The organism is Gilliamella apicola (assembly GCF_003202915.1).
GTDB classification, from domain to species: Bacteria; Pseudomonadota; Gammaproteobacteria; order Enterobacterales; family Orbaceae; genus Gilliamella; species Gilliamella apicola_Q.
In genome coordinates, this window is the sequence record NZ_QGLP01000005.1 from 117,187 (window position 1) to 142,920 (window position 25,734).

Consider the following 25,734-nt stretch of genomic DNA (forward strand, 5'->3'; position numbering starts at 1 on the left):
TTTAGGAATCATTGCATGTCATTTGACTCTCTTGGTTTAGATGCCAAGATTTTACAAGCCATCCATGAGCAAAACTACACTGAACCCACACCCATTCAACAACAAGCTATCCCAGTTATTTTATCAGGCAAAGATTTAATGGCCAGCGCGCAAACCGGTACAGGCAAGACGGCCGGATTTGGTTTGCCTATTTTACAGAAATTGCATGAAATGCAACTTAAAACAGTCACTAAAGCAGAGCCGAGAAAAGGTAAGCGTCGCTTATATGCATTAATTTTAGCCCCTACTCGCGAATTAGCAGCACAAATTGGTGAAAATATTCGCGATTATAGCCGTTATTTAGCTATTCGTTCCCTAGTGGTATTTGGTGGTGTCAGTATCAATCCGCAAATGATGAAACTTCGTGGTGGAGTGGATATTTTAATTGCTACACCAGGACGATTATTGGATCTGGTACATCAAAATGCGGTAGATCTCTCTTCGGTAAAAGTGTTAGTACTGGATGAAGCCGATCGCATGTTAGATATGGGATTTATTCATGATATTCGGCGCGTGATAGCCAAATTACCTAAAAAACGACAGAATTTAATGTTTTCGGCGACTTTTTCAGATGATATAAAAGCTTTAGCGCAAACCATTTTAAAATCACCTGAATCTGTTGCTGTGGCAAAAACGAATAGTGCTTCAGAACAAATTACCCAGTATGTGCATCGGGTAGATAAGCGTCGTAAACGTGAATTGCTCTCTTATTTGATTGGTAAAAACCAATGGCAACAGGTATTAATTTTTACCCGAACCAAATATGGAGCTAACCATCTCGCTGAACAGCTAACCAAAGATGGTATTAAAGCTTCAGCGATTCATGGTAATAAAAGTCAAGGCGCTAGAACTAAAGCTTTGGCGGACTTTAAAAATGGTCAAATTAGAGCATTGGTGGCAACTGATATTGCGGCCAGAGGTTTAGATATTGAACTATTGCCTTATGTTGTCAATTATGAGCTACCACAGGTGGCAGAAGATTATGTGCATCGCATTGGTAGAACAGGGCGAGCTCAAAATCAGGGGCAAGCGATATCATTAGTTTGTATTGATGAGCTTGCTCAATTAAAATCAATTGAAAAATTGATTAAAAAACCGATTCCAGAAATTTTTACTCAAGGATTTGAAGTCGATCCTCGAATTAAAGCGGAGCCTGTAAAAAAAGCGACAGCAAAAGGTGCTCCAGCAAAAAGAAGACGTGTTGATAAAACGCGGACTCCCAAAAATAATCAGAATAGTATGAAGCAATCTAGCCATCATACATATTCTAAAACTAACTAAATCATCTAAAGTAGAAGGATATTATTATGGCTAAGGTAAATCGCAGTCGTCGTTTAAGAAAAAAATTACATATTGAAGAGTTTAAAGAGTTAGGTTTCACTGTGAGTTGGTCATTTGACGAGGGTACTAGTGAAGAAGTCATTGATAATGTTGTCGATCAATTTATTATTGAAGCAATACAAGCAAACGGCTTGGCTTATGAAGGAAGTGGATATTTAAGCTGGAAAGGGATCGTCTGCACTCAAAAACTAGGTAATTGCAGCGAAGAAAACCGTGACGTTGTCACTAAATGGCTTGAAAGCCGCGGCTTAAAAAATGTCAAAACTAGCGAATTAATTGATATTTGGTGGGATGAATTAGATTTCTAATTTCTAAACGTTAAATTAAAAATAGCCACAAATGTGGCTATTTTTATTGAAAGATACCTTTGCTTTACTCAATTCCTTGACTACGCAAGTAATCCTCATAATTGCCCGTATAATCAATCACTTTTTCTGGGGTGATTTCAACAATTCGGCTAGCAAGTGAGCTAACAAATTCGCGGTCGTGTGATACAAAAAATAGCGTTCCTTGATAAAGCTCTAATGCCATATTCAGTGATTCAATCGATTCCATATCGAGATGGTTGGTCGGTTCATCCATCACAATAATATTTGGACGTTGCATCATTAATTTACCAAATAACATACGGCCTTTTTCACCACCTGATAGGACTTTAACTTGTTTTTTGATGTCATCTTGTGAAAATAATAAGCGACCTAAAATACTGCGTACGGCTTGTTCATCATCGGTTGGCTGTTTCCATTGACTCATCCAATCAAACACAGTTAGATCTTCTTCAAATTCATATTCATGATCCTGCGCATAATAACCAATATTGGCATTTTCAGACCATTTTATGTCACCTTGCTCTGGCGTTAGCTCGCCCATTAAGGTTTTTAGTAATGTTGTTTTACCGATACCATTCGTCCCTAAAATAGCCACTTTTTCGCCTACTTCGACCATTAAATTTAGATTTTTAAATAGTGGTCCATTATCAAATCCTTTAGTTAGTTTTTCGACAACTAAAGCATTGCGGAATAATTTTTTGTCCTGCTCAAAACGAATAAATGGATTTTGTCGACTTGATGCTTTAACTTCTTCAAGTTTAATTTTTTCAATTTGTCTTGCCCGAGAGGTCGCCTGTTTTGATTTTGATGCATTCGCACTAAAGCGACTGACAAAAGATTGCAGTTCACTAATTTGCGCTTTCTTTTTCGCATTATCGGCTAATAGTCGCTCTCTAGCTTGTGTGGACGCAGTCATATAATCATCATAATTACCCGGATAGATACGAAGCTCGCCATAATCCATATCCGCCATATGGGTACAGACCATATTAAGGAAATGGCGATCGTGCGATATAATAATCATTGTGCTTTCGCGTTGGTTTAAGGTATCTTCCAACCAACGAATGGTATCGATATCCAAGTTATTGGTCGGTTCATCTAATAATAAGATATCCGGATTAGAAAATAGGGCTTGGGCTAAAAGTACTCGCAATTTCCAACCGGGCGCGATTTCGCTCATTAATCCATAATGTTGCTCAATTGGAATACCGACTCCCAGCAGTAATTCACCCGCACGCGCTTCAGCACTGTAACCATCCATTTCGGCGTACTGGGTTTCTAAATCGGCGACTTTAAAACCATCTTCCTCGCTCATTTCAGCTAATGCGTAAATGCGATCACGCTCTTGTTTTATTTGCCATAGCTCGGTATGCCCCATAATTACGGTATCAAGTACGCTATAGTCTTCAAAAGCAAATTGATCTTGGCGTAATTTACCTAATCTCTCATGTGGATCTAACGCAACATTTCCTGATGTTGGTACTAAATCACCGCCAAGAATCTTCATAAAAGTGGACTTGCCACTACCATTGGCACCAATTAATCCATAACGATTACCATTACCAAATTTGACAGAAATATTTTCAAATAGTGGCTTACTGCCGAATTGCATTGTGATGTTATTTGTACTTAACACTAAGCTTTTCTCTCGTTTTTAATACATTTTGCCTTAAAGATATCGTTCATTTTTAGCAAAACTGTTGAAATGTGAATTGGCGTACATTATGCCATAAAATGACTTTTTTGAGGATCTTTGATTTGTTAAACTGTATCAGTAATCTGTTAGCCGCTATGTCTTAAGATAGGATTTATTTATACTACGATTTATTAATTCAGTTAGCTAATTAAATTTGTTAAAGAACGCTCCCAAAATTACATAAGGATATGGCATGAAATCTTATTTCTTCGCTATCATGTTTTTTATGATTGGCAATATTGGTTTATGTGAAGCCACAAATTATAAGAATTTAACATTTTGGCAATATTATGATCATGAAATTCCCCTCAAAGAAATTAGTGGTGACTCTTGGACATTTGATGATAATCAAATTAGTTGCGATTGGCAGCCAGATAAAGAGGAATATAATTGTCATGTAATTTTTTTAAAGTCAAAGAAAAACTTTGATTTTTCAATAGCAATTCCTGATTTCCTAGACAGTACTTCATTCAATGCATATCTATACAAAAGTTCTGCAAATAATTTATTTAACGTGTTTCTTATTGAGGGTGAGTCTGAACGTGGTACAGCAGGTTACTATGTTTTAATCTTGGATAAAACTAAGTTGGTTAACCATTTCTACCTTGATTATGGAAGAGCTGGTATCTATTCGTTTGACAAAGCTAAAAAATTATTACAGGATTCTAACGTTACAGATAATGAACAGTTATCAATATTGAATAACTATAGTGCTGAAAATTTTGATGAAATTTATATTAATCCAAAATATTTTATTTCAATTTACAGCAAAGATGATAATTTTTTGTTTAAAATTGTTAGAAAATATATGTGGAATGCTGACGATATTCCTATAACGGATGAAAATAAATATATCTACATTGAAAAGACAATCAATTAATAATTCGATATAGAAATTAATAAGTATAAGTATTGTAATCAATTTATATTTCAAAAGGTTTACAACTGCGATATGAATTGCTAGGATGCGTGCCTGTTTATCATTATTCAATTATCCTATTATGTATTACCTTATTTTTGTCACTATTGTTTGGTCGTTTTCATTTAGTTTTATTGCGGTTTATTTAAGTGGCCAAGTGGATACTTGGTTTGCGGTAGTCATGCGCGTTTTGCTGGCTTTTATTACCTTTATTCCTTTTTTACGTTTCAAAAATGTCTCTATTAAGCAAATGCTGCTATTGATGGGGGTAGGTGCGTGCCAATTAGGAATTATGTACTTCTTTTATTACAACTCTTTCCAATATATTTCGGTGCCAGAGGTTTTATTATTTACCATTTCAACGCCAATTTATGTCACCATTATCTATGATTTACTGCAGGGACATCGACTAAGACTTAATTATCTATTAACGGCGATTATAGCAGTCATTGGTGCGGCAATTATCCGTTATGATCACATTAGTCGAGATTTCATCATCGGCTTTTTACTCATTCAGGGCGCCAATATTGTCTTTGCTTTAGGGCAAGTCGGCTATAAACGTATTATGGAACTCTATCCATTACCACAACATCAAGCTTTTGCCTGGGTCTATTTAGGGGCGATTGTTGTAGCCACTATTGGTTGGTTATTATTTGGTAATACTGACAAACTCCCCACCACGCAATTACAGTGGGGGATTATTATTTGGTTAGGTGTTATAGCTTCAGGCTTATGTTATTTCTTGTGGAATTTAGGTGCGACTAAAGTCGATTCTGGTACTCTGGCGATTATGAATAATTTGGTTATTCCAACCGGAATTTTAGTCAACGTCATTATATGGCACCAATCGATTGATTGGGGCCGGTTTTCTGTAGGTAGTGCAGTTATTGTTTTTGCCTTGATTCTTCATCATAAATTCAAAGGATCGAAATAATCTTCTCTAAGCAAAAGGTAACTGTAACATTATTGATAGAATTAACGGCGTTGTCACAGATGATAATGCCGTCGATATCAATAAACTCGAAGCAATAGGCCCTTGCAATACCGCAAACTGTCTTGCCATCATATAACAATTTATCGCAATTGATACTGAACTTAATAATACGATAACCTGCAGTTCTAATAGTGGCAATCCCACCAGTATTGCTAGGATATAGGTAACAATAGGTAAGATGAACAGTTTTAAAATACAGATTGTTATGGTGATCGGTAAGTCATCGCGGATCTTATATTCAGCAAGTCCCATTCCTAATACAATTAGTGAGAGTGGCGCGGTCATATCGCTTACCATCTTTGTCGCTTGATTGATAAAGAATGGTAGTGGAATTCGCACATAATTGACGACAATTCCTGCAAAGATACCAATAATAATTGGATTTTTTGATACATTTTTAAACGCTTTTATAAAGCCTTTAGCTGATAGTTTGCCCATCTGTACAAATTCAATCGATACGGTTGCTAATGTCCATAAAATGAGAGCATTAAAGATTACAATAATGGCCACAATTGGAATGGCTTTTTCACCTAACAACATTTTGATAATTGGAATACCGACAAATACCGTATTGGTATAAATTCCCCCCATCGCAAACATGGTACTTTGTGAGCCATTTAGTTTGAAAAATTTAACGGCGATAAAGCAACCTAAGGCAAAAACCATAAATGAGCCACCAAAAAAGACCAATAAAAGATTGGCGTCAATTTCCGAATGTTCGGAAAAGTGGCTCATAATCTGAAATAACATAATCGGAAAAGCAATATAGAAGGTAAATTTGGTAACACTATCTGTTACCGTTTTTTGCCAACGACCTGCTTTTACCGCTATATAACCTAATAAAATCAAAACGAACAGAGGCAAAGTTGTTAAAAACTGTTGCCATAATGTGATTAGAAATTCCATGACTCTTTTATGCGTGATTTCTGGTAAAGTACCATTCTAATTCAGTTGAGCGTTGTGAATCAAATTGGTAACCAGCCAAATTAAAACTTTTAATATCGTCACTATGATTAATGCTATTTTTTATAATAAATCGGCTCATCAAGCCACGTGCTTTTTTGGCGTAAAAACTAATCACTTTATAATCCTCTTTACTTTTATCTAAAAAGATAGGTTGGATAATTTTGGCTTTTAGCTGTTTGGGTTTGATTGCTTTGAAATATTCGTTAGAAGCTAAATTAATTAATGTTGGCTGCGATGATTTGGCTAATTCATCATTGAGTTTATCGGTTAATTTATCTCCCCAAAATTGATATAGATTAGTATAGTTACCATTTTTAAGACGGATCCCCATCTCCAAACGATAGGGCTGAATTAAATCAAGTGGTCGTAATAAACCATATAATCCTGATAAAATGCGTAAATGGGATTGGGCAAATTTTAGATCACTATCATTAAAATCTTCAACATGCAACCCCTCATAGACATCACCTTTAAAAGCCAAAATAGCTTGTCTTGCATTATCAAAATTAAAATCAGCCTGCCAGTTTTGAAAACGTTCATAATTAGCGGTAGCCAGTTTGGGGCTGATTGACATTAATTTAGCTAAGTCATCACTGCTAAGTTTTTGGCAAACAGCCACAAGTTGTTTTGTCGATTGCAAAAATTCGGGTAAGCTATGGGTTTTGGTGGTGAGGGGACTTTGATAATCAAGCGTTTTGGATGGAGAGATAATTGTCAGCATAAAGAATACCGCCTATTGTGTTTTGTTTCAATTGGGTTTATTTTACCTGTAATCTTAGCAAATAAGGAGAATAAAAATGAATAGTACCAAAAAAGAAATCCATGATATTCGTTCTTGGGCAAACATTCGTGAAACTTCTATTGAAATTGCCGAGGCTATTTTTGAATTAGCTAATGATGATGAAAAATTAGCAGAACAAATTTGGGAAGAAGGCAGCGATGAAGTATTACAACGCGCTTTCGCTAAAACTAAAGCTGATAAGCTCTTCTGGGGCGAACAGACCATTGAACGTAAAAACGTCTAATCTATATTAAAAATCAAGAAGTTAACTAAATTCTGCACTATAAATTGAGTTTCGATGTGTTATGAAAATAATAAAATTAATGACTATATTTATTATTTCTATGCCACTACAGATTTATGCTAATTCGAAGTTGGCTGATTTGAATCAGCTTGAATTACGCAGTTACTGTAGTGGGTCTACTTCTTCTGAAGGAGAATTGACTAAATGTTTAGAAAAAATTTTTTATACCAGTCAAGCTGAATTAGATAAATCGCAACAGAAATTTTCCGACGCACTTACAAATTGGTATGAAAACAAACAGTACATCATAATTGCTAAAACCAAACTGAAAAGAACTAATCAAGAATTTATTAAATATCGTGATTTACAGTGTGACTTTGCGTATTCGTTAGGTGGTGGGGCAATTGAAAATACGCTTAATATGTTTAAATTCTCTTGCCTTGCTGAACTAAATTTTCAACGAACAAAACAACTTGATCTTTATCGGTCTAATTTTAATTAAACCGCGTAGAAGATAAAATCATCATTTAAATTATTCTACTAATTTTAGCAATATCAACATTTGGGCTTTATCGTACAGTTATAAAGGAATTAATGAACAAAGCTACTACTATAAAAATTTTTCTGTTCTTTATAACAAAATAAAATTATCAATAGTTATTCTCAGTATATAATAAGATTTTCAATCACAATTTGATTTTGGTATGAATTTAACTTTTTTAGGAACAAGTGCCGGTTCTCCAACCGCTGAACGTAATGTAAGTAGTATTATGCTTGATCTTCGACAAGAACGAGGGAGATTATGGCTGTTTGATAGTGGTGAAGCAACGCAGTTGCAAATGCAAAAGGCTAAGTTTAGTTTATCTAAATTGGAAATGATTTTTTTGACGCATTTGCATGGTGATCATCTATTTGGTCTACCCGGTGTATTGACCTCTCGTTCATTAATGCAAAAGCAATCGGCATTAACGTTAGTTGGACCTAAAGGTATTAAACAATTTATTCAAACAGTGATTGAAATTAGTTCTTCATGGCTTACTTACCCTTTAAATATTATTGAACTTGAACAAGATAGCTTAGTGTTTGAAGATAATAAATTTCGCGTCGAAGCCAAATTATTACAACATCGAGTGCCTAGTTTTGGTTATCGTATTGTTGAAAAGGATCTTCCGGCAAAATTGGATATTAATAAATTAAAAAAAGATAACATCCAAATAGATTCACATTATGCTTATTTAAAAGAAGGTTTAACCGTTACTTTAGAAGATGCTAGAACAATTAGTTGTAAGGATTATCAAGGTGTTATTAAACAAGGCAAAAAATTAGCTATTTTGGGTGATACCATTCCTTGTCAAGCGTCCATTGATTTAGCTAAAAACGTCGATTTGTTAGTGCATGAGGCCACTCAAGAGCAAGCTCTTGAGGCAAAAGCTATTGAGCGAGGACATTCAACGACAGTGCACGCCGCTAGCATAGCTAAACAAGCTAATGCTAAACGGTTAATCATAACGCATATTAGCCCTAGGTATAGTTTACAAGATAATCAAAAACTGGTTACTGAAGCTAGGAGCATCTTTGCTAATACTGAAATTGCCACTGATTTTGCCAATTTTCAAGTTTAATCAATAACGCCGACATCGTCGGCCATTGCTAATTAAACTTCTCAAAGTTGAAATTAATGTATGATTATTCTCGTCTATTTTTATCAGTCCAACATAATCGTTTGGTAAAAAATATTGAGCAGCCTATGCCATTTTATTTTTAGTTATCTGAACTTAATCCGTTAAGACTAATTTGTTATTCAACGATTTTAATAAAACCATTTTATTTAAGCCGTTGGTAGCTGTTATGCCTTTTAGATTAACATTCCTAATCTGTTCATCCAATTAACATAATCCTCCGCGCTTTTATTTATCTCATTCAAGGTAATTTTATCTGGATAGTCAGGCTCATTGTTAGCGCCATAAATTGCAAATATCTGTTGATAATCGGCATGAACGTAATTCATTATTAATTCGAAAGGTTTTAGTATTTCTTCAAGCGTAGATTGATATTTTCCTGTTTGGCAATAATCAGCTTTCTTTATACCGGCTGAAACCGCTAAAGTGACTTTTTTATTTTTCAATTTATCACCTAGGGCACCGAAAGCCTATCCATATGTAAAAACATCATCAAACCATTGTTTTAACAATGGCGGACAATTAAACCAATATATTGGGAACTGAATCACTAAATTTTCATGATTTTCAACTAACTTTTGTTCGAACTTAGTGTCTATTTGGTAGGATAGATAACATGAATAGAGATCATGTATGGTTATTTGTTCTTTGTATTGTTTTAATCTATCAAGCCATCAGCGATTAATACTTGATGATGATAAATCAGGGTGAGCAACAGTCACTAAAGTATGTTTCATTTTTAACTATTCCTATTTATTGAGATAAATATTGTATTCATAGTAGTATTGATACAACTATTTTTAAAGTAAGGTAATTATCGTTATGTACTATCTTTAGGGAGAGTGTAAATATGGAAAATCATCATTGTGCAGAAGGCAATTTCGAGAATAGCAGCTTTAATTACACGCTCTCGATGATCCGAGGAAAATACAAGATCGTTATTCTTTATTGGTTAAGTGAAAATCGACCATCTATGCGTTTTAATGAACTAAAACGAAACATAAAGGAAATCTATTTTAAAACATTGAGTAATACTCTAAAAGAGATGGAGATAAATTAATTAATTTTTAGAAAAGAATATCCTCAAATTCCACCTAAAGTTGAATATGGATTGTTAGAACGAGGCAAAACATTGGTACCTATTTTAGATATGCTTTGTCAATGGGGAAATATACATAAAGATGATGAGTTAGATTAATTAAACAATAGGTCTGAAAAAAATATTACCAAGTCAATATCGTCTAAATATCGAGATATTTAATTATTACCTATACGACGATAAGCTTTTTCGCCGACTGTGTCGGCGAATGTATCTATTTATAAGCAAAAATCTTTAATCAAATTTTCAATGGTCAATTTAGTTGGTTTTAAAAAATCCATAGAAATAAATTCATCCGGTTGATGAGCTTGTTCAATTGAGCCTGGCCCTAAAACAATGGTTGGGGCAATTTGATTGAGATACGGTGCTTCGGTACTGTAGTTAACGGTTTGCGCAGTTTGGCCAACCAGTTTTTCGATATGCGTTAAAGCAGGATGATCTTTCTTGCATTCATAACCAGGAATCGGCGCGACCTCATATTCGATGGAAACTCGATTTGGGTATTGATCCATAACAGGTTGTAATGCTTGACAAAGTGCGTTGTAGATTGCGTCAACATCATTATCAGGTAATACTCGGATATCAATAATCAGTTCACAACAACCACAAATACGATTGGCGGCATCACCACCATGAATAACACCTAGATTCATCGTTGGGTAGGGGACACTAAAGCCATCATTATGATATTGCTCTTTGAATTTCTGCTTTAAAAGAAGTAATTGTTCAATCACCAAATGCATGATTTCGATGGCATTAATACCTTTGTCCGGATCACTTGAATGGCCAGACTTACCAATGACTCTAATTGAATTAGATATAAATCCTTTGTGGGCACGTATCGGAATTAATGAGGTAGGTTCACCAATAATAGTACAGTCAGGCTTTAATTTTGTTTGCTCAGCAAAAAATGAAGCTCCTGCCATGGACGTTTCTTCGTCAGCGGTGGCCAAGACATAAATTGGTTTATTGAGTTTTTTTAGATCGATATCACGTAATGCATCTAATATAAAAGCAAAAAATCCTTTCATATCTGCCGTACCTAATCCATAAAGCTTATTGTTTTCTTCGGTTAACTTAAAGGGATCTTTGGTCCATTGTCCCTCATCGAAAGGAACCGTGTCAGTATGACCACTTAGTAATAGGCCTCCTTGGCTTTGATTTTCACTGTTTGAATAGGTTGCCAACATGTTGAATTTATGGCGAGTATTAGGCACAGCTTGAAGATCAACGCTAAAGCCTAAATCGGTAAACCAAGTTGCTAGTTTGTCAATTAATGGCTTATTGCAGTAGTCTAATTTTTCGTTGGTTACATTACTAATGGTTGGGGTAGAGATTAATTCGTTATAGATGGTCAAAAAAGAAGGAAGTGCCATAAAATCACCTTTATTAAAGAAAAACACCTAGCTATATTACTAGTTCATAGTTTTTAGTGTTATAATTTCGTTAATACTTTAACAAGCCAACGAAAATATTACTTGTAATTACTTATATAATATCTTATTTTACCTCGACATAAAGTAAAAAAATTTTTCATTCATCGTTAATAAGGAAATGGGAAGTGAAAATTAAATCATTTTGTTTTATTGGATTATTTGCGCCTTTTTTGGTAAGCGCACAAAATTCATCGTTTGATGATGACGTTACAGATTTATTAAAAAGTTTTACTCAATGTGATAGAACTTTTTTTTCTGATTTAAATAAAGAAAACTATCACCAATATTTTCCGATTCAAGCTTTACCTACTGGTTATAGTAAATTTGCTGTTAAACCGGAAGGAAAATCAGGCAAAAAGAGCATAAAATTTGATCCACCGATCATTTTTAATGGTGTGAAATTAGAAAGCTATGAAGAAAATAGTGATTTTACGAATGAGGAAGAACAGTTCCATTATTGGGGATTTACCACCGATGCATCATTAGAAGAGATTAAAAATGCGTTTTCTTGGATTGAATGGGAAAAAACTAAAAATACAGATATTAATATTGCCAATGCGTTTTTTTATAAAAATGGTTATTGGTCTCAGAATCGCTATGTCATAACCCACACTAAGCCAGTAAAAGGTACTGCTGAAAGTTTATTCTTCATTGGAGTGGATAAAGATAGTTATGAAATGACGATTAAGTGTACTATCCAAGGTGATATTCCGATAAAAGAATTAAGACGTTTTAGACCTGATTTATAATTTTTTTTAACATTAATCATCAAACTCCAAATAAAGCTTACTGTTATTTGGAGTTTTGCATGAATAACTATCGTTTGCTACTTTTCTACTTTTAACTAATGATTCTCCTCTATTAATGTAGGATGTACATCGTCAGCAGTTATATTAATTTCCCTTTCTAAATAACTAAGAATTTATACTAGTTTCAATTACGCTCAAAGTTATAAATTTTTTTTTTAGCATTTACTGCGCTTGCTTTCAGAGTCGATTTTATTTGTAAAAAACATCTGCTATTATGAATTAATTGAAAATAAATAGCTTATAACAGTTAAATTTTTTGTTAATGGTTATGACAAATTGGGCACTTTAGAATAGGTATTATTCATGAAACAAATAAACAAAAAATGGATTATTATTGTCGTTGTGGTTTTTGCTCTCGGTTTTATCTTGTGGCAGCAATTTAAACCTGATGGTTATGGTTCCGATTTTACCAGTGGTAATGGACGCATTGAAGCGACTGAAATCAACATCTCGACAAAATTAGCCGGTAGAATTGAAAAAATTAATGTTGATGAAGGTGATTTTGTTACTGCAGGTCAGCCTTTAGTCATTATGCAAACGGATACTTTGCAAGCTCAGCTAAATGAAGCTCAAGCACAATATCGACAAGCAATGAGTAATGAAGCGACCTCAAAAGCCCAAGTTGCTTTAAAGATGAGTGATAAGGTTGCGGCATTAGCTGGCGTCACTCAAAAAGAGAGTGATTTAGATATCGCCAAAAAACATTTACAACGTACTGCAACTCTTTATCAAAAAGGGGCGATTTCTGTACAACAATTTGATGATGATACCGCTAAAGTAAATAGTGCCAAAGCTGCACTAGATTCAGCTAAATCACAAGTGACTGCGGCAGATGCGGCTATTGAAGCTGCCCAAGCTGGGGTAGAAAGTGCAAAATCAGCAATCAATGTTGCTCAAGCTAATATCAATCAAATTCAAGCAGATATTGATGACAGTACCTTAACTGCGCCAGTCGATGGTCGGATTCAATATCGTATTGCGCAACTCGGTGAGGTTTTACCGTCAGGTGGTAAGGTACTAAATCTGGTTAATCTCTCTGATGTCTATTTGACTTTCTTTTTACCAGAAACCATTGCCGGTAAAGTAGGTATTGGCGACGAAGTAAGATTAGTGCTTGATGCACTTCCGAATAAAGCGATTTCAGCAAAAATTTCATTTGTTTCAAGTGTTGCGCAATTTACACCTAAAACTGTTGAAACCAAAGATGAGCGTCAAAAATTGATGTTTAGAGTTAAAGCTCAATTAAGCCCAGAATTGTTAAGATGTTATATTACTCATGTTAAAACAGGTCTTCCTGGTGTGGCTTGGGTAAGACTTGATCCTAATACGGAGTGGCCTTCAGGTTTATCTGATGTTGCAAAATGCCAAACAAAATAATTGGAGATAGCATATGTCAGAATCAGGTAAAAAGGATTTGACGTTACTTGCGGATGGTAAGGCCATTGATGATGCGGTTGTAAATGTGAGTAATGTCATATTACATTATAAAAAGACCTGTGCACTTAATGATGTCAGTATTGCAATCCCACCAAGATGTATGGTGGGATTGATTGGTCCTGATGGAGTAGGTAAATCTAGTCTGTTGTCATTAATAGCGGGTGCGCATGTCATTCAAGAAGGAATAGTCAACGTTTTAGATGGTGATATGAAAGATAAATCACATCGAAAAAACGTGTGTACGCGTATTGCATATATGCCACAAGGTTTAGGTAAAAACCTTTATCCTACACTTTCCGTTGAAGAAAATTTACAATTCTTTGCTCGTCTGTTTGGTAATGATGCCGCCGAAAGACGACGTCGCATTGATGAGTTAACTAAAAGCACGGGCTTATATCCTTTTTTATCCAGGCCTGCTGGACGTTTGTCCGGAGGGATGAAGCAAAAAGTAAGTTTATGCTCTGCCTTGATTCATGACCCTGATTTACTTATTCTTGATGAACCGACCACCGGTGTTGATCCGCTTTCTCGCGCGCAATTTTGGCAATTAATCAATAAAATTCGTGAGCAACGACCGCAAATGAGTGTTATTGTTGCTACTGCTTATATGGATGAAGCGCAAAACTTTGATTGGTTAGTCGCGATGTATGGCGGTAAGATTCTTGAAACCGGCACGCCCCAAGCCTTATTGGCTAAAACTGGCAAAGATAATTTAGATGATGCCTTTATTCAGTTAATGCCAGAAGATGCTAGAGAAGGTTATCAAGCGGTTGAAATCCCACCATTAGATCTGAACAAAGATTTACAGGTAGCGATTGAAGCCAAAGGCTTAACCAAGCAATTTGGTGATTTTATTGCGGTTGATCACGTTAATTTTTCTATAAAGCAGGGTGAGATTTTTGGCTTTTTAGGATCGAATGGTTGTGGTAAATCAACAACCATGAAGATGTTAACCGGTTTATTACCGATTTCATCAGGTGAAGCTTGGTTGTTTGGTAAACCGGTTGATGCCAGTGATATTAATGTTAGACGGCATTTAGGTTATATGTCGCAGGCGTTTTCACTTTATAGTGAATTAACTGTTGAACAGAATCTTGTATTACATGCCCGGCTATTTGGTATTGAAGAAAGCAAAATACCAGCAAGAGTTCAGGAGTTAGTTAAGCGTTTTGGTCTGGAAAATGAATTGAAAAGTTTGCCTGATAGTCTACCGTTAGGGGTGAAACAAAGACTTTCTTTATCTGTTGCTGTGGTGCATAATCCTGAAATTCTTATCCTAGATGAACCTACCTCAGGGGTTGATCCGATTGCTCGTGATGACTTTTGGCGTTTAATTATTGAACTTTCTCGAAAAGATAAAGTCACCGTATTTATCACTACCCACTTTATGAATGAAGCGGCGCGTTGTGATAGGATCTCATTAATGCATGCTGGTAAGGTATTAGCGAGTGATACGCCTGACAATATCATCCATTCCAAAAACGCGAAAACCCTTGAAGATGCTTTTATCCGTTATTTAGTCGATGCAGGAGCAGATGATACTCATAGCGATGAAAAAATCAGTGAAGAGCCGAAAATTGTACCGAATGAACCAGTTCAGACAGATACTCAACATCTACAAGGATTTAGTTTAACACGTCTAATAGGATGTTTATGGCGTGAAACCTTAGAGTTATCACGCGATCCGCTGCGAGCATTGTTAGCACTACTAGGTTCGGCGATCTTAATGTTAGTGATGGGTTATGGTATCACTATGGATGTCGAGGATCTAAATTTTGCGGTATTAGATCGTGATCAAACGATTACCAGCCAAAATTATGTTACTAATCTTTCTGGTTCTAAACGCTATTTTATTGAGAAACCGCCAATCATTGATTATGATGATATGGACCATAGAATGAGAAGTAATGAGATAGCATTAGCTATTGAAATTCCACCTAATTTTGGTCGTGATATTCAACGCGGTGATCCGGTTAATATCGGTATCTGGATTGATGGCGCTATGCCATTACGTGCCGATACCATTAAAGGATATGTACAAGGTATGCACCTTGCTTGGTTAAGTGACAAAATCAAAACAACCACAGGCACCGCATCTAGCTCATTGGCAAATATTGAGACCCGTTATCGTTATAATCCAGATATTAAAAGTTTGCAAGCGATGGTGCCAGCCGTCATTCCTATTTTACTCTTAATGATTCCGTCAATGCTTGCGGCATTATCCGTAGTGCGCGAAAAAGAGATGGGATCAATAATTAACTTATATGTAACCCCAGTTACACGAACAGAGTTTTTACTAGGTAAACAGGTTCCTTATATTGTTATTTCGATGCTTAGCTTTTTACTGCTGTTGCTAATGGCCGTTACTATATTTGGTGTACCGATAAAAGGCAGTTTGCTAACTTTATGTTTAGCTGGATTAGCTTATTGTATTATTGCTACTGGTTTTGGTTTACTTGCATCGACAGTAACACGTAGCCAAATTGCGGTTATCTTTTTAACCTGTGTTGGTACCATGTTACCGGCAATACAATTTTCGGGGTTACTCAATCCAGTAGCATCATTAGAAGGGAGTGGGCGATATATTGGTGAAGTTTATCCAACAACCCATATGCTTATTATTGCCCGTGGTGTTTTCAATAAGGCATTAGGATTTTTTGATTTACATAACTCGATATTTACCTTACTGATTACTATTCCGATTATACTTGGTGCAAGTATATTCCTCCTCAAGAAACAAGAAGGATAGATATTATGCAAAGTTTTATTAATATTTATCGCTTAGGTATTAAAGAGTTATGGGGATTGATTCGTGATCCAATCATGTTACTGTTAATCGCCTATTGCTTTACACTGGATATTTATACCGCAGCTACCGCAACTTCAGACTCGCTTCATCATGCTTCAATTGCTGTGGTTGATGAAGATGATTCACCGTTATCTAGGCAAATTATCGCAGCGCTTTATCCACCAATGTTTAATAAACCTGTTAAATTAAATTCAATGGATGAAGTTGACCGTGGAATGGATACCGATAGTTATACTTTTGCATTAAATATACCACCTAATTTTCAACGTGATGTGTTAAATAACCAAAGTCCAGAGATTCAACTTAATATTGATGCAACCCGAATGGGACAGGCTTTTGTTGGTAATGGTTATATTACGCAAATTGTCACCAGTGAAATAACTAAATACTTTAATCAAATTGATAAACCAACCAGTTTGCCGGTCAATATTGAAGTTCATGCGGCCTTTAATCCTAATTTAACCCGTTCTTGGTTTGGTTCTGTCATGGAGATTATTAATATAGTTACCACATTGTCGATTATTTTAACCGGTGCTGCGTTAATGAAAGAGCGCGAACATGGTACTATCGATCACTTGCTATCAATGCCTGTGACACCATTTCAAATTATGATCTCAAAAGTTTGGTCTATGGGGTTGGTGGTACTTGTTTCGACTTGGGGAGCACTGTTAGTTGTCGTTCATGGTTGGTTAAATGTGCCAATTGAGGGCTCGATTACTTTATTTTTAATAGGCGCAGCGCTGCACTTATTCGTGACAACGTCACTTGGGATCTTTATGGCAACCGTGGCTAAATCAACAGCACAATTTGCGATGCTATTTATTTTGATTCTTTTACCGTTACAGATGCTTTCTGGTGGTAGTACGCCGCGAGAAAGTATGCCGGAAGTGGTACAAAATATTATGTTATTTGCGCCAACCACTCATTTTGTCGAATTAGGGCAGGCAATTTTATATCGAGGAGCTGGTTTAAGTGTGGTTTGGACCTCGTATGCGTGGTTATTAGGAATCGGTAGTGTGTTTTTCCTTATTGCACTGAAACGCTTTCGTAGCTCAATTGTTAATATGGGTTCTTAATTTTATGAATAATAAAAGTGCAAAAATTAACTTTATTTGCACTTAACAATTTAAATTGTTGAAGTTTTTTTATGAAAAAAATTCATTTATTAAAATATATTATCGCAATTGTAGCTGTTATTACAGTTCCTTTTGCACAGGCTATGATGCTTGATGAAGTTTTCGGTGAAATTGATAATAAGGCAGCTGAATTTATAGCCACCTATAATCATGAACATCATACTAATTTACATACAATTGAAGCAAATAGAAAATTTTACGCATCTAGCTGCCTTTTACCATTAAAGGTAAAGTGGCATAAAATATCTTTAAGCTCAAAAAATCTTCCTCACAAATATGGACTTTCAATTTCTTGTGAAAAATCTATCGATAGTGATCATAGAAAATGGGATGTTTATGTTGATGTAAGAAATGAACAAGGCAATTCAATTCAATCAATTAATTAAATTATTATTTTAGCGATTAATCCGTTATCTATTTTACCAAAGGTAACTCATCCCAACGAGTCGTATATCGTTGGCTAAGTCGCTCTCGCTTGATTTGCCATGCTGCAGTTTGTCTGATACCACCTAAATGAATAGTGTTTTTTCCCATTTTCTGATTGATGTCATCCATGGTTTTCATTAATTGTTCACTTTTGTGTTTTTCAGTTGCTGATGTTTCAGCAGTAAATAAATCCGATTGACAATAATTATCTTTAGTTTTTAAATCAAGTAACATCACACCTGATTTCATAAATAAAAAATCTGGTTTATAAATGGATCGTAACCCTTTTTGAGCTGCATGAATGATTAATCTTGAATCATCGGTCGCCGATAATAATGGCACCACAACTGACGGATTATATTGAGGTAATTCTGGTCGAAATCGGTTGGTTTTTAAAAAGATCAATACGGCATTGACAACTGATTTTTGCTTTCTTAGTTTCTCTGCACCACGACTTGCATGTACTCGAATTGCTTCTTGTATATCAAATAGATCATTGGTTAAATGACCAAAACTACGTGATGTCATAATATTTTTTTTAGCGGTATGCAGGTCATCTAATTCAATACAACTAATACCACGGAGTTCAAGCACGGTACGTTCAAGGACAACTGAAAATAACTGTCTGATTTGTTTTAAATTAGCTTGATATAAATCCCAAGCGGTGTGAATGCCTAATACTTTTAACCGTTGAGCAATTCGCCAACCAACTCCCCATATATCTTCAACCGAAAATTGTTTTAAGGTGGTTGCTATCTCCTCTTGATTAGTAGGAAAACAATAAACACCTTGATGAATAGATTGTTTTTTGGCGATATGATTAGCTAACTTTGCTAATGTGCGAGTAGTGGCAATCCCTATACTTACAGGGATGCCCGTATCTCGTTTTACTATTGCTTTTAAATTTTGGCAATGATTTAAAACATGGCTAAATCCGTTTAAATGAATAAAGGCTTCATCGATAGAATAAAGCTCGATATCCGCAGTATAATGATAAACGGTATCAAATACTCGCTGACTCATATCACCATAAAGCTCATAATTAGAGCTTAATAAGGTAATTTTTTTTTGAATATGGGGTGGAATTTGATAGGCCGGCATACCCATAGCGACTAATGGTTTTAATTCATTAGAACGGGCGATTACACAACCATCATTATTAGAAAGGATTCCGATTGGTTTTCCTTCTAATTTAGGATTAAATACCCGTTCACAGGATACATAAAAATTATTACAATCGATTAAACCAATCATCAATGCCCCCGTTTATGCAGAGAATGAATAGTATGTATTACTACTCCCCAAATATGTACTTCTTTGCCCGCTAGTGAAATAGGTGGATAAAGCCGATTACCAGACAATAAATGATGTTCGCCATTAATAAAACTTAAACATTTACAAGTTAACTCACCGTCAACAGCAGCAACAACAATATCATCAATTTTCGGTTCTAAAGAGCGATCAACAACAAGCAGATCACCACTATAAATACCATAATCGATCATTGAGTCGCCAATCGCTTTAATATAATAAGTTGCGCTTGGATGTTTGACTAAGTGGCTAGTGAGATCTAATTTTGTTTCTAAATAATCATCAGCAGGCGAAGGAAATCCTGCTCTTACTGGTGTATCAACCAGAGGTAAATAAACAGCGAGCGAACTATTGGCCTGCCCAAGAATTACACAATATTTATTCAAGAAAGTACTCCAACAAAATAATAAAAAACGAACAATGCAAGATTATTCGCATTAAAAAAAGGAATATGTATAAATATACAGTGTAAAATTCTTAATTCAATAAAAATGAGTGTAAAAAAAAATAAAAATAGATTACTAAAAAAGATAATTTGTTACTTTACAAGTAACTAAAATTTAATTAGGATATGCGCCATTATAAATAGCGAAGGAGATTTTATTATGATTTATTTAACAAACCTTTGCGGGCTGATCAGCCAATAATTAAGTAACTTTTTCTATTCTTACTTCAATTCAGCTAGCTGACCTTAACCTGCCAATTAATTTATACCCATTGTTTAAAGATAACTTGATACTATTCAAGTAAAACCAATTATTGAAAAACGTATTAATAGTGATCACAGCGTCACTAGATAAAATTAAACATTTCTTAACGGTCAATGTTGAGTAGCCTATGCGTTTTATTTAGATAATTCATTTAAAAATTTGTCTTTAAACAGTATTGGGAAAAACAACAATAATATTTATTTAAATGGATTGATATATGGACAATTCTATACAGGTGCTATCTGATAAAGCGTCACTAATAGCATCTAAAAATACTTGGATCGAAGGTTTAGCAATACAACAATTACTAACAACGGCCGAGTTACCCAATATGGTTAAAGTTATGGGGATGCCCGACCTTCATCCCGGCAAAGGCTACCCGATTGGTGCTGCATATTTAAGCCGTGAAATAATTTATCCGGCATTAATTGGTAGCGATATCGGCTGTGGCATGGGATTTTGGCAAACTGATATTAATCTTGCCAAATTGAGTATTGATAAATTAGCTAAACAAATAGGTAATATTGATTTGCCTGATACTCGTCATAAATATAATCTAGGCACTATTGGTGGCGGTAATCATTTTGCTGAAATTCAAAAAGTCAGTAAGATTTTTGATGCAACATTATTTAACCACTACCAACTTAATGCCGAAAAACTGTTTTTATTAGTGCATAGCGGTTCAAGAGGTTTAGGACATGCTATTTTGCAAAATCAATTATCACGCTTTGGTTATCGAGGCTTAGCAGATGATAGTGATGATGCATTAAGTTATCTTGAAAAACATGATGATGCGGTTACTTTTGCAAGATTAAATCGTCAAGTTGTGGCGGAAAGATTAATGACTAATTTGAATACTCAAAGCCATGAAGTACTTAATGTTTGCCATAATTTTTTACAAAAAGTTACTATAGATAAACAGAGCTATTGGTTACATCGTAAAGGTGCATCGTCGGCAATGGATGAACTGGTGATTGTACCTGGTTCACGAGGTGATTATAGTTATCTTGTCAAACCGATTCAACGAGATGATCTACTTCTGTCATTAGCACATGGTGCCGGGCGTAAATGGCGTCGAGCTGACTGTAAAGGTAAGTTGGAGAATCGCTATTCAATGCAAGAACTCAAACGGACCAAACTAGGTAGTCGTGTTATTTGTGAAGATAGTAGCCTTATTTTTGAAGAAGCGCCGCAAGCTTATAAATCAATTGATAGTGTAATTGAATCAATGCAACAAGCGAATATTGTTACTGTTATTGCACAATTGACCCCAATATTGAACTATAAAACACAAGGAGGTCACTGATGGCATTGCTGTTTTTTTCCTCCGCTAGAGGGCCAGATGAGTGTACTTTAGCTGTTGCTAAAGCGGTAACACAATTTTTAACAGAGGCTGTTCAAAAGTCAGTAACTACTGAAATTATAGAAAGCGTATTGGGCGATAAGCCCAATACTTTTCGGTCAGTATTATTGTCGGTTGAAGGTATAGAAAGTAAAGCGTTAATACAGCGTTGGCTTGGTACAATACAATGGATATGTCAAAGTCCTTATCGCCCAACCCATAAGCGTAAAAATTGGTTTTTGGGGGTAACTTGTTTGCCTAATCCTATGGAGTTAAATGATAATACCATTGAATTTACCACTATGAAATCATCAGGTGCAGGTGGTCAACATGTTAATAAAACGGAATCAGCTGTTAGAGCGATACACTTAACAACCGGTATTAGTGTTAAAGTACAAACCGAACGTAGTCAACATGCAAATAAACGGTTAGCTAAATTGTTATTGGCGTATAAATTAGCGCAATATGAGGCGGAACAACACGAACAGCAAAAAAATATCCGTCAAAAGTTTCACGATTCTATATTAAGAGGTAACAGCCAATTAATCTTTTATGGTAAAAAATTTCAGGAAAAAAAATGATAAAGAAAAAGTAAAAAATTTCTGTATTACAAACAGATAGACTCTTTTTCATATTGTTTTAGATGAAATTGATGCAATAAGATAATTTAGATATTAGATTAAAATCTGTCAAAATGATATTTAATGATGGGAAATAATTATTATTAATGTTGTTATTTATAGAACTAATGACTAATATTAACTCTAAAATAGTTTTAGAAATTATATTTTTTGAGGGTAGGAATAAGGAAATGATAAAATATGGTTTATTGGTTTTATCAGTTTTAAGTTGTTTAGGAGCTTCAACTAGTGCGGCAGCGATCAATACTAATGTAGAAGACCGTTGTCACGCTTTAAATAACTTGCACTTAGATAATGCAAGAGTTGTAAATACCGAAATAATTGTCGATAGCTTTTCACCATCTTCTAAATTATCAGATACCTTAAGAGGAGCTACCACCGAAGAGATTGTGGATTTACCACAAATTTGCCGCGTCGAATTAACGATTCAACCCACTATTAATGTTGAAATATGGTTACCAACTAATTGGAATCAGCGATTACAATCAATTGGTGGTGGTGGTTATGCTGGATTTATACCATATGATAAATTAGCTGAAGCTGTTAAACATGGTTATGTTGCCGCGTCTACTGATACCGGACATACAGGTAATTTGATGGACGGTAAATTTGTGCTTAAAGATAGAAAATTACAAAACGATTTGCTAACAGATTTTGCTTATCGTAGTGTGCATGAAATGACCGTCAAAACCAAACAAATAATAATGTCATATTATGGTCAAGCAGCAAATTATGCATATTGGAATGGTTGTTCAACCGGTGGTAGGCAAGGGTTAATGGAAGCACAAAAATACCCTGATGATTATGATGGTTTATATATAGCCGCTCCCGCAATCCATTGGGATAAATTTGTACCTGCAGAATTATGGCCGCAAGTGGTCATGCAAGAAGAGTTAGGTAGGCCGTTCGAAGAAGAAAAACTCGAAAAAGTTAGAAAAATGATTATTGAGCTTGCTGATGAAAAAGATGGTATTAATGATGGCTTAGTTAGCGATCCAACAACATTATTCGTTAATCAAGAGTTGTTAATTAACGCAGGGCTTGATGATGATGAAATTCGAGCATTACAAAAAATTTGGCAAGGCCCAACAGATAGTAATGGCAAGTTTTTATGGTTTGGTATTGAGCCGACTGCGCCACTTGATGTTTTAGCTAGTAGTAAAGGTCCTTTTCCAATTCCAGTTGATTATTTAAAATATTGGGTTAAAAAATCTCCAAATTTTGACTGGAGAAGGTTAGGTTATAGAGGTTTTGAGAACTATTTTAATGAATCGGTAGAACTATTTCGCCCAATTATGGGAACGGATAACCCAGATTTAACGGAATTTAAAAGATTGGGAGGCAAAATGATAATTTGGCATGGTTTAAATGATCGTTTAATAGCGCCCAAAGGAACCATTCAATATTATAATAATGTATGGAAAATGATGGGTGGGTACGATTCGGTAGATGATTTTTTAAAACTCTATTTAGCGCCGGGTGTTGACCATTGTAATGGTGGCGACGGTCCAGATAAAGTTAATGGTTTTGAATCAATGGTTGTTTGGGTAGAGAAAAAACAAGCACCAACTAGACTTATCGCGCAAAAAATTGAAGATGGCGAGATAACCATACAACGTCCTCTATGCCAATATCCACAAAAAACGATATATAAAGGAGAGGGTGATACCAATAATCCTGAAAACTTTATATGTCAATAATTTACTAAGTAGCTAGCCATTATTTTCGGCTAGCTAGTTTTTAACTTCTTCAAAAAGAGACGTATGAATAATCATAAATTTTATTTTTTTCTCGCTCGACAAATCGCTTCATGATTTTCATCAGCCCACTGTATTAAGGTATTCATTGGTTTAAGGAACGATAAGCCAAGTTCAGCTAAAGCATACTCTACTCGAGGTGGAACTTCAGCATAGAGGGTTCGAGTAATATAGCCATCTTTTTCAAGCCTTTTTAATGTTCGCGAAAGCATTTGCCGAGATATATCACCAATTTCTTTATGTAATGAATTAAATCGCATCACATCATGTTCTAAGGATTTTAAAATTAAAAGGCTCCATTGATCACCAATTCTATCGAGAACATCACGAATAGGACATGGATGATCGTATTTGATGAATTCATTTTTTGATGTTTTTTTCATATTTATTTTTTTCCTAAACGTTAAGTCATTTTGGATTGACTTAGTCATATTTGTGTTACTTCTTGTTTTATTTTATTTTTATTGTTACCATTCAAATAGTCTATATTGTAGACCAATTATTTGTTATAGCTAGAATTAATTTAAAGTCAAATAGGAGTGGGATTTATATGAATGTAATTAAAAAGCGTTTTTTGGTTGGAATTTGTTTGCTAAGTATTACCGGTACCGTTGCTGCAAAAGATTTAAACCCAAGAAATTTAACTCAAGAGGAAGAAAACCGCGCACTGGTTATCAATTTTTATAATAATTTTTTTAATAAACATCAAGTCGATGTGGCAACTAAAACCCTTGCTGAAGATTATAAACAACACAATCCATATGTCCAAAATGGTAGAACACCAGCTATTACTTATTTTGAAAGCTTTTTTAAAGAAAATCCTCAATCAAGCGCTAAGATAATTCGCTCGTCAGTAGATGGGGATATCGTATGGTTGCATGTCCATTCTAAAGTTAATAATCATGATCTTGGTAAAGCAGTAGTGGATATATTTCGGGTTAAAGATGGCAAGATTGTAGAGCATTGGGATGTGATCCAAAATGTGCCAGAACATGCTGAAAACAGCAATACAATGTTTTGAGGATTGTTTCTATAATTTATCAGCGCCTTAATGGCGCTTTTTATTCTTCCTTAATTTTTTCAACTTAATTATTAAGTAAAATTTACTGTTTATTTCGATATTCGATCTCGTTATTTGCTTTTCACAAAAAAATCGCTGTTTTTTTGTTCTTTTGATAGTGTCTTTTTTGAACTAGATCACAAAAATAAGCATTTTTACCTTGAAAAATTCAATTTATCAGTTTTTGGTGGTTTTAATAAATTTTTAATTTATTAATAATAATCATAATGTTAATTTTTAATCCTTTCACTTCATCTAATTATTCTTGCTTCAACTTTATGACTACTTTGTGACTTGAATCACTTGCTGTATTAAACAGTGTGATATACATCACGAATCAGTAACTTTTCATTATTTAATATAAAAATCACCAAATAGCTTAATAAATAAGAAATTTGTAAGAAATTTATATTTTAGTTTTAAGTTAAAACAACCCAACGTTATTTAAAAAATCAAAAAGGAGATTAGCAATGTTGAAAATTCGAACAGTATGTGGAAATGGTATTGGTAGTTCATTAATGGCAGCCAATCACGTTAAGAATATCTGTGCAGCTTTGAATATCAAAGCTGATGTAGCGTCAATTGATTTTGCTAATGCCGAAGGTGAAAAAGCAGATTTATATGTGACCATTAAAGATTTAGCTAAACAATTTTCTGATCAATCAAAAGTTGCAGTTATTCGTAGCTATGTCAATAAAAAGCAAATTGAGGAAGACATTAGTGAAAAATTACAGCAATTAGCTGAAATTTGATGTACTTTCAAAGGAGATATT

General features: G+C 34.8%; 24 protein-coding genes and 2 pseudogenes. 18 read left to right on the plus strand and 8 right to left on the minus strand.

The features are described 5' to 3' along the window. Positions 1–15 precede the first annotated feature (15 nt). Both rhlE and DKK79_RS06705 read left to right on the plus strand, forming a co-directional pair. Positions 16–1,320: an ATP-dependent RNA helicase RhlE gene (gene rhlE, locus DKK79_RS06700; RefSeq protein WP_110423424.1), complete on the plus strand. Its 1,305-nt coding sequence runs from the start codon at positions 16–18 to the stop codon at positions 1,318–1,320. A gap of 26 nt (positions 1,321–1,346) precedes the next feature. Beyond that, entirely contained in the window at positions 1,347–1,688 is a 342-nt protein-coding gene (locus DKK79_RS06705; RefSeq protein ID WP_110423425.1) for a YggL family protein, read from the plus strand. Between the two features lie 64 nt (positions 1,689–1,752). Here DKK79_RS06705 and DKK79_RS06710 read toward each other — a convergent pair whose 3' ends face one another. Next, positions 1,753–3,345: an ABC-F family ATPase gene (locus tag DKK79_RS06710; protein WP_110423426.1), complete on the minus strand. Its 1,593-nt coding sequence runs from the start codon at positions 3,343–3,345 to the stop codon at positions 1,753–1,755. Between the two features lie 253 nt (positions 3,346–3,598). Between DKK79_RS06710 and DKK79_RS06715 the strand changes: the two genes are divergently transcribed. After that, on the plus strand, positions 3,599–4,285 hold the full coding sequence (locus tag DKK79_RS06715) for a hypothetical protein (protein WP_110423427.1): 687 nt from the start codon (positions 3,599–3,601) through the stop codon (positions 4,283–4,285). A 121-nt stretch (positions 4,286–4,406) separates the two neighbouring features. Continuing rightward, positions 4,407–5,258: a carboxylate/amino acid/amine transporter gene (locus DKK79_RS06720; RefSeq protein ID WP_110424045.1), complete on the plus strand. Its 852-nt coding sequence runs from the start codon at positions 4,407–4,409 to the stop codon at positions 5,256–5,258. A 6-nt stretch (positions 5,259–5,264) separates the two neighbouring features. On the opposite strand, the gene DKK79_RS06725 is transcribed toward DKK79_RS06720, so the two are convergent. Further along, complete coding sequence (locus DKK79_RS06725) at positions 5,265–6,224, minus strand: AEC family transporter (RefSeq protein ID WP_034882209.1); 960 nt, start codon at positions 6,222–6,224, stop codon at positions 5,265–5,267. Positions 6,225–6,231: 7 nt separating this feature from the next. Beyond that, on the minus strand, positions 6,232–7,005 hold the full coding sequence (gene yaaA, locus DKK79_RS06730) for a peroxide stress protein YaaA (protein WP_110423428.1): 774 nt from the start codon (positions 7,003–7,005) through the stop codon (positions 6,232–6,234). Positions 7,006–7,081: 76 nt separating this feature from the next. Here yaaA and DKK79_RS06735 point away from each other — a divergent pair, with 76 nt between their 5' ends. The 3 genes from DKK79_RS06735 (at position 7,082) to rnz (ending at position 8,931) form a co-directional block, all read left to right on the plus strand. Beyond that, on the plus strand, positions 7,082–7,309 hold the full coding sequence (locus tag DKK79_RS06735) for a YccJ family protein (protein ID WP_086364319.1): 228 nt from the start codon (positions 7,082–7,084) through the stop codon (positions 7,307–7,309). A 61-nt stretch (positions 7,310–7,370) separates the two neighbouring features. Further along, the gene (locus DKK79_RS06740) at positions 7,371–7,811 is read left to right on the plus strand and encodes a lysozyme inhibitor LprI family protein (protein WP_110423429.1); all 441 of its coding nucleotides are present in this window, start codon (positions 7,371–7,373) and stop codon (positions 7,809–7,811) included. Positions 7,812–8,013: 202 nt separating this feature from the next. Beyond that, positions 8,014–8,931: a ribonuclease Z gene (gene rnz, locus DKK79_RS06745; RefSeq protein ID WP_110423430.1), complete on the plus strand. Its 918-nt coding sequence runs from the start codon at positions 8,014–8,016 to the stop codon at positions 8,929–8,931. A 233-nt stretch (positions 8,932–9,164) separates the two neighbouring features. Here the strand turns inward: rnz and DKK79_RS14695 are convergent. Then, positions 9,165–9,725: pseudogene (locus DKK79_RS14695) on the minus strand (NAD(P)H-dependent oxidoreductase). A 113-nt stretch (positions 9,726–9,838) separates the two neighbouring features. On the opposite strand from DKK79_RS14695, the pseudogene DKK79_RS06755 reads away from it, so the two are divergent. Next, positions 9,839–10,186: pseudogene (locus tag DKK79_RS06755) on the plus strand (winged helix-turn-helix transcriptional regulator). A gap of 119 nt (positions 10,187–10,305) precedes the next feature. Here the strand turns inward: DKK79_RS06755 and argE are convergent. Then, positions 10,306–11,463 (minus strand): acetylornithine deacetylase, encoded by a 1,158-nt coding sequence (gene argE, locus DKK79_RS06760; RefSeq protein ID WP_110423431.1) that lies wholly within the window; start codon positions 11,461–11,463, stop codon positions 10,306–10,308. 185 nt (positions 11,464–11,648) lie between these two features. Between argE and DKK79_RS06765 the strand changes: the two genes are divergently transcribed. The 5 genes from DKK79_RS06765 to DKK79_RS06785 all read left to right on the plus strand — a co-directional run bounded on the left by DKK79_RS06765 (position 11,649) and on the right by DKK79_RS06785 (position 18,100). Then, positions 11,649–12,272, plus strand: coding sequence for a hypothetical protein (locus DKK79_RS06765; protein WP_110423432.1), 624 nt, complete (start codon positions 11,649–11,651; stop codon positions 12,270–12,272). 363 nt (positions 12,273–12,635) lie between these two features. After that, the gene (locus DKK79_RS06770) at positions 12,636–13,709 is read left to right on the plus strand and encodes an HlyD family secretion protein (protein WP_110423433.1); all 1,074 of its coding nucleotides are present in this window, start codon (positions 12,636–12,638) and stop codon (positions 13,707–13,709) included. Between the two features lie 13 nt (positions 13,710–13,722). Continuing rightward, entirely contained in the window at positions 13,723–16,518 is a 2,796-nt protein-coding gene (gene rbbA / locus DKK79_RS06775; RefSeq protein WP_110423434.1) for a ribosome-associated ATPase/putative transporter RbbA, read from the plus strand. A 5-nt stretch (positions 16,519–16,523) separates the two neighbouring features. After that, complete coding sequence (locus tag DKK79_RS06780) at positions 16,524–17,654, plus strand: ABC transporter permease (protein WP_065651165.1); 1,131 nt, start codon at positions 16,524–16,526, stop codon at positions 17,652–17,654. A gap of 71 nt (positions 17,655–17,725) precedes the next feature. Beyond that, the gene (locus tag DKK79_RS06785; RefSeq protein ID WP_110423435.1) at positions 17,726–18,100 is read left to right on the plus strand and encodes a hypothetical protein; all 375 of its coding nucleotides are present in this window, start codon (positions 17,726–17,728) and stop codon (positions 18,098–18,100) included. Between the two features lie 28 nt (positions 18,101–18,128). On the opposite strand, the gene DKK79_RS06790 is transcribed toward DKK79_RS06785, so the two are convergent. Both DKK79_RS06790 and DKK79_RS06795 read right to left on the minus strand, forming a co-directional pair. Continuing rightward, the gene (locus DKK79_RS06790) at positions 18,129–19,394 is read right to left on the minus strand and encodes a Y-family DNA polymerase (protein WP_110423436.1); all 1,266 of its coding nucleotides are present in this window, start codon (positions 19,392–19,394) and stop codon (positions 18,129–18,131) included. Then, positions 19,394–19,837 (minus strand): LexA family protein, encoded by a 444-nt coding sequence (locus tag DKK79_RS06795; RefSeq protein WP_110423437.1) that lies wholly within the window; start codon positions 19,835–19,837, stop codon positions 19,394–19,396. Before DKK79_RS06795 ends, DKK79_RS06790 begins: the two co-directional genes overlap by 1 nt. A 541-nt stretch (positions 19,838–20,378) precedes the next feature. On the opposite strand from DKK79_RS06795, the gene DKK79_RS06800 reads away from it, so the two are divergent. The 3 genes from DKK79_RS06800 to DKK79_RS06810 all read left to right on the plus strand — a co-directional run bounded on the left by DKK79_RS06800 (position 20,379) and on the right by DKK79_RS06810 (position 23,844). Further along, positions 20,379–21,467 carry an RNA ligase RtcB family protein gene (locus DKK79_RS06800; protein ID WP_110423438.1) on the plus strand — a complete coding sequence of 363 codons (1,089 nt, stop codon included), beginning with the start codon at positions 20,379–20,381 and terminating at the stop codon, positions 21,465–21,467. Then, complete coding sequence (prfH, locus tag DKK79_RS06805) at positions 21,467–22,084, plus strand: peptide chain release factor H (protein WP_110423439.1); 618 nt, start codon at positions 21,467–21,469, stop codon at positions 22,082–22,084. Before DKK79_RS06800 ends, prfH begins: the two co-directional genes overlap by 1 nt. Before the next feature lie 230 nt (positions 22,085–22,314). Next, on the plus strand, positions 22,315–23,844 hold the full coding sequence (locus DKK79_RS06810; protein WP_181415256.1) for a tannase/feruloyl esterase family alpha/beta hydrolase: 1,530 nt from the start codon (positions 22,315–22,317) through the stop codon (positions 23,842–23,844). Positions 23,845–23,924: 80 nt separating this feature from the next. Here DKK79_RS06810 and DKK79_RS06815 read toward each other — a convergent pair whose 3' ends face one another. Then, positions 23,925–24,284, minus strand: a complete 360-nt coding sequence (locus DKK79_RS06815) for a winged helix-turn-helix transcriptional regulator (RefSeq protein WP_034882188.1) — start codon at positions 24,282–24,284, stop codon at positions 23,925–23,927. 167 nt (positions 24,285–24,451) lie between these two features. Between DKK79_RS06815 and DKK79_RS06820 the strand changes: the two genes are divergently transcribed. Beyond that, positions 24,452–24,922, plus strand: coding sequence for a nuclear transport factor 2 family protein (locus DKK79_RS06820; protein ID WP_110423441.1), 471 nt, complete (start codon positions 24,452–24,454; stop codon positions 24,920–24,922). Between the two features lie 509 nt (positions 24,923–25,431). After that, positions 25,432–25,713, plus strand: coding sequence for a PTS sugar transporter subunit IIB (locus DKK79_RS06825; protein ID WP_034882183.1), 282 nt, complete (start codon positions 25,432–25,434; stop codon positions 25,711–25,713). The last annotated feature ends 21 nt before the right edge of the window (positions 25,714–25,734 follow it).

Excerpts from the sequence above, each read along its gene's own strand:
- DKK79_RS06785 (WP_110423435.1), top strand. The coding sequence starts at position 17,726 with ATGAAAAAAATTCATTTATTAAAATATATTATCGCAATTGTAGCTGTT.
- argE (WP_110423431.1), bottom strand. The coding sequence starts at position 11,463 with ATGGCACTTCCTTCTTTTTTGACCATCTATAACGAATTAATCTCTACC.
- DKK79_RS06820 (WP_110423441.1), top strand. The coding sequence starts at position 24,452 with ATGAATGTAATTAAAAAGCGTTTTTTGGTTGGAATTTGTTTGCTAAGT.
- rbbA (WP_110423434.1), top strand. The coding sequence starts at position 13,723 with ATGTCAGAATCAGGTAAAAAGGATTTGACGTTACTTGCGGATGGTAAG.
- DKK79_RS06800 (WP_110423438.1), top strand. The coding sequence starts at position 20,379 with ATGGACAATTCTATACAGGTGCTATCTGATAAAGCGTCACTAATAGCA.
- DKK79_RS06770 (WP_110423433.1), top strand. The coding sequence starts at position 12,636 with ATGAAACAAATAAACAAAAAATGGATTATTATTGTCGTTGTGGTTTTT.
- DKK79_RS06705 (WP_110423425.1), top strand. The coding sequence starts at position 1,347 with ATGGCTAAGGTAAATCGCAGTCGTCGTTTAAGAAAAAAATTACATATT.
- rhlE (WP_110423424.1), top strand. The coding sequence starts at position 16 with ATGTCATTTGACTCTCTTGGTTTAGATGCCAAGATTTTACAAGCCATC.
- DKK79_RS06790 (WP_110423436.1), bottom strand. The coding sequence starts at position 19,394 with ATGATTGGTTTAATCGATTGTAATAATTTTTATGTATCCTGTGAACGG.
- DKK79_RS06825 (WP_034882183.1), top strand. The coding sequence starts at position 25,432 with ATGTTGAAAATTCGAACAGTATGTGGAAATGGTATTGGTAGTTCATTA.
- DKK79_RS06780 (WP_065651165.1), top strand. The coding sequence starts at position 16,524 with ATGCAAAGTTTTATTAATATTTATCGCTTAGGTATTAAAGAGTTATGG.
- yaaA (WP_110423428.1), bottom strand. The coding sequence starts at position 7,005 with ATGCTGACAATTATCTCTCCATCCAAAACGCTTGATTATCAAAGTCCC.
- DKK79_RS06810 (WP_181415256.1), top strand. The coding sequence starts at position 22,315 with ATGATAAAATATGGTTTATTGGTTTTATCAGTTTTAAGTTGTTTAGGA.
- rnz (WP_110423430.1), top strand. The coding sequence starts at position 8,014 with ATGAATTTAACTTTTTTAGGAACAAGTGCCGGTTCTCCAACCGCTGAA.
- DKK79_RS06725 (WP_034882209.1), bottom strand. The coding sequence starts at position 6,224 with ATGGAATTTCTAATCACATTATGGCAACAGTTTTTAACAACTTTGCCT.
- DKK79_RS06715 (WP_110423427.1), top strand. The coding sequence starts at position 3,599 with ATGAAATCTTATTTCTTCGCTATCATGTTTTTTATGATTGGCAATATT.
- DKK79_RS06720 (WP_110424045.1), top strand. The coding sequence starts at position 4,407 with ATGTATTACCTTATTTTTGTCACTATTGTTTGGTCGTTTTCATTTAGT.
- DKK79_RS06815 (WP_034882188.1), bottom strand. The coding sequence starts at position 24,284 with ATGAAAAAAACATCAAAAAATGAATTCATCAAATACGATCATCCATGT.
- prfH (WP_110423439.1), top strand. The coding sequence starts at position 21,467 with ATGGCATTGCTGTTTTTTTCCTCCGCTAGAGGGCCAGATGAGTGTACT.
- DKK79_RS06735 (WP_086364319.1), top strand. The coding sequence starts at position 7,082 with ATGAATAGTACCAAAAAAGAAATCCATGATATTCGTTCTTGGGCAAAC.
- DKK79_RS06740 (WP_110423429.1), top strand. The coding sequence starts at position 7,371 with ATGAAAATAATAAAATTAATGACTATATTTATTATTTCTATGCCACTA.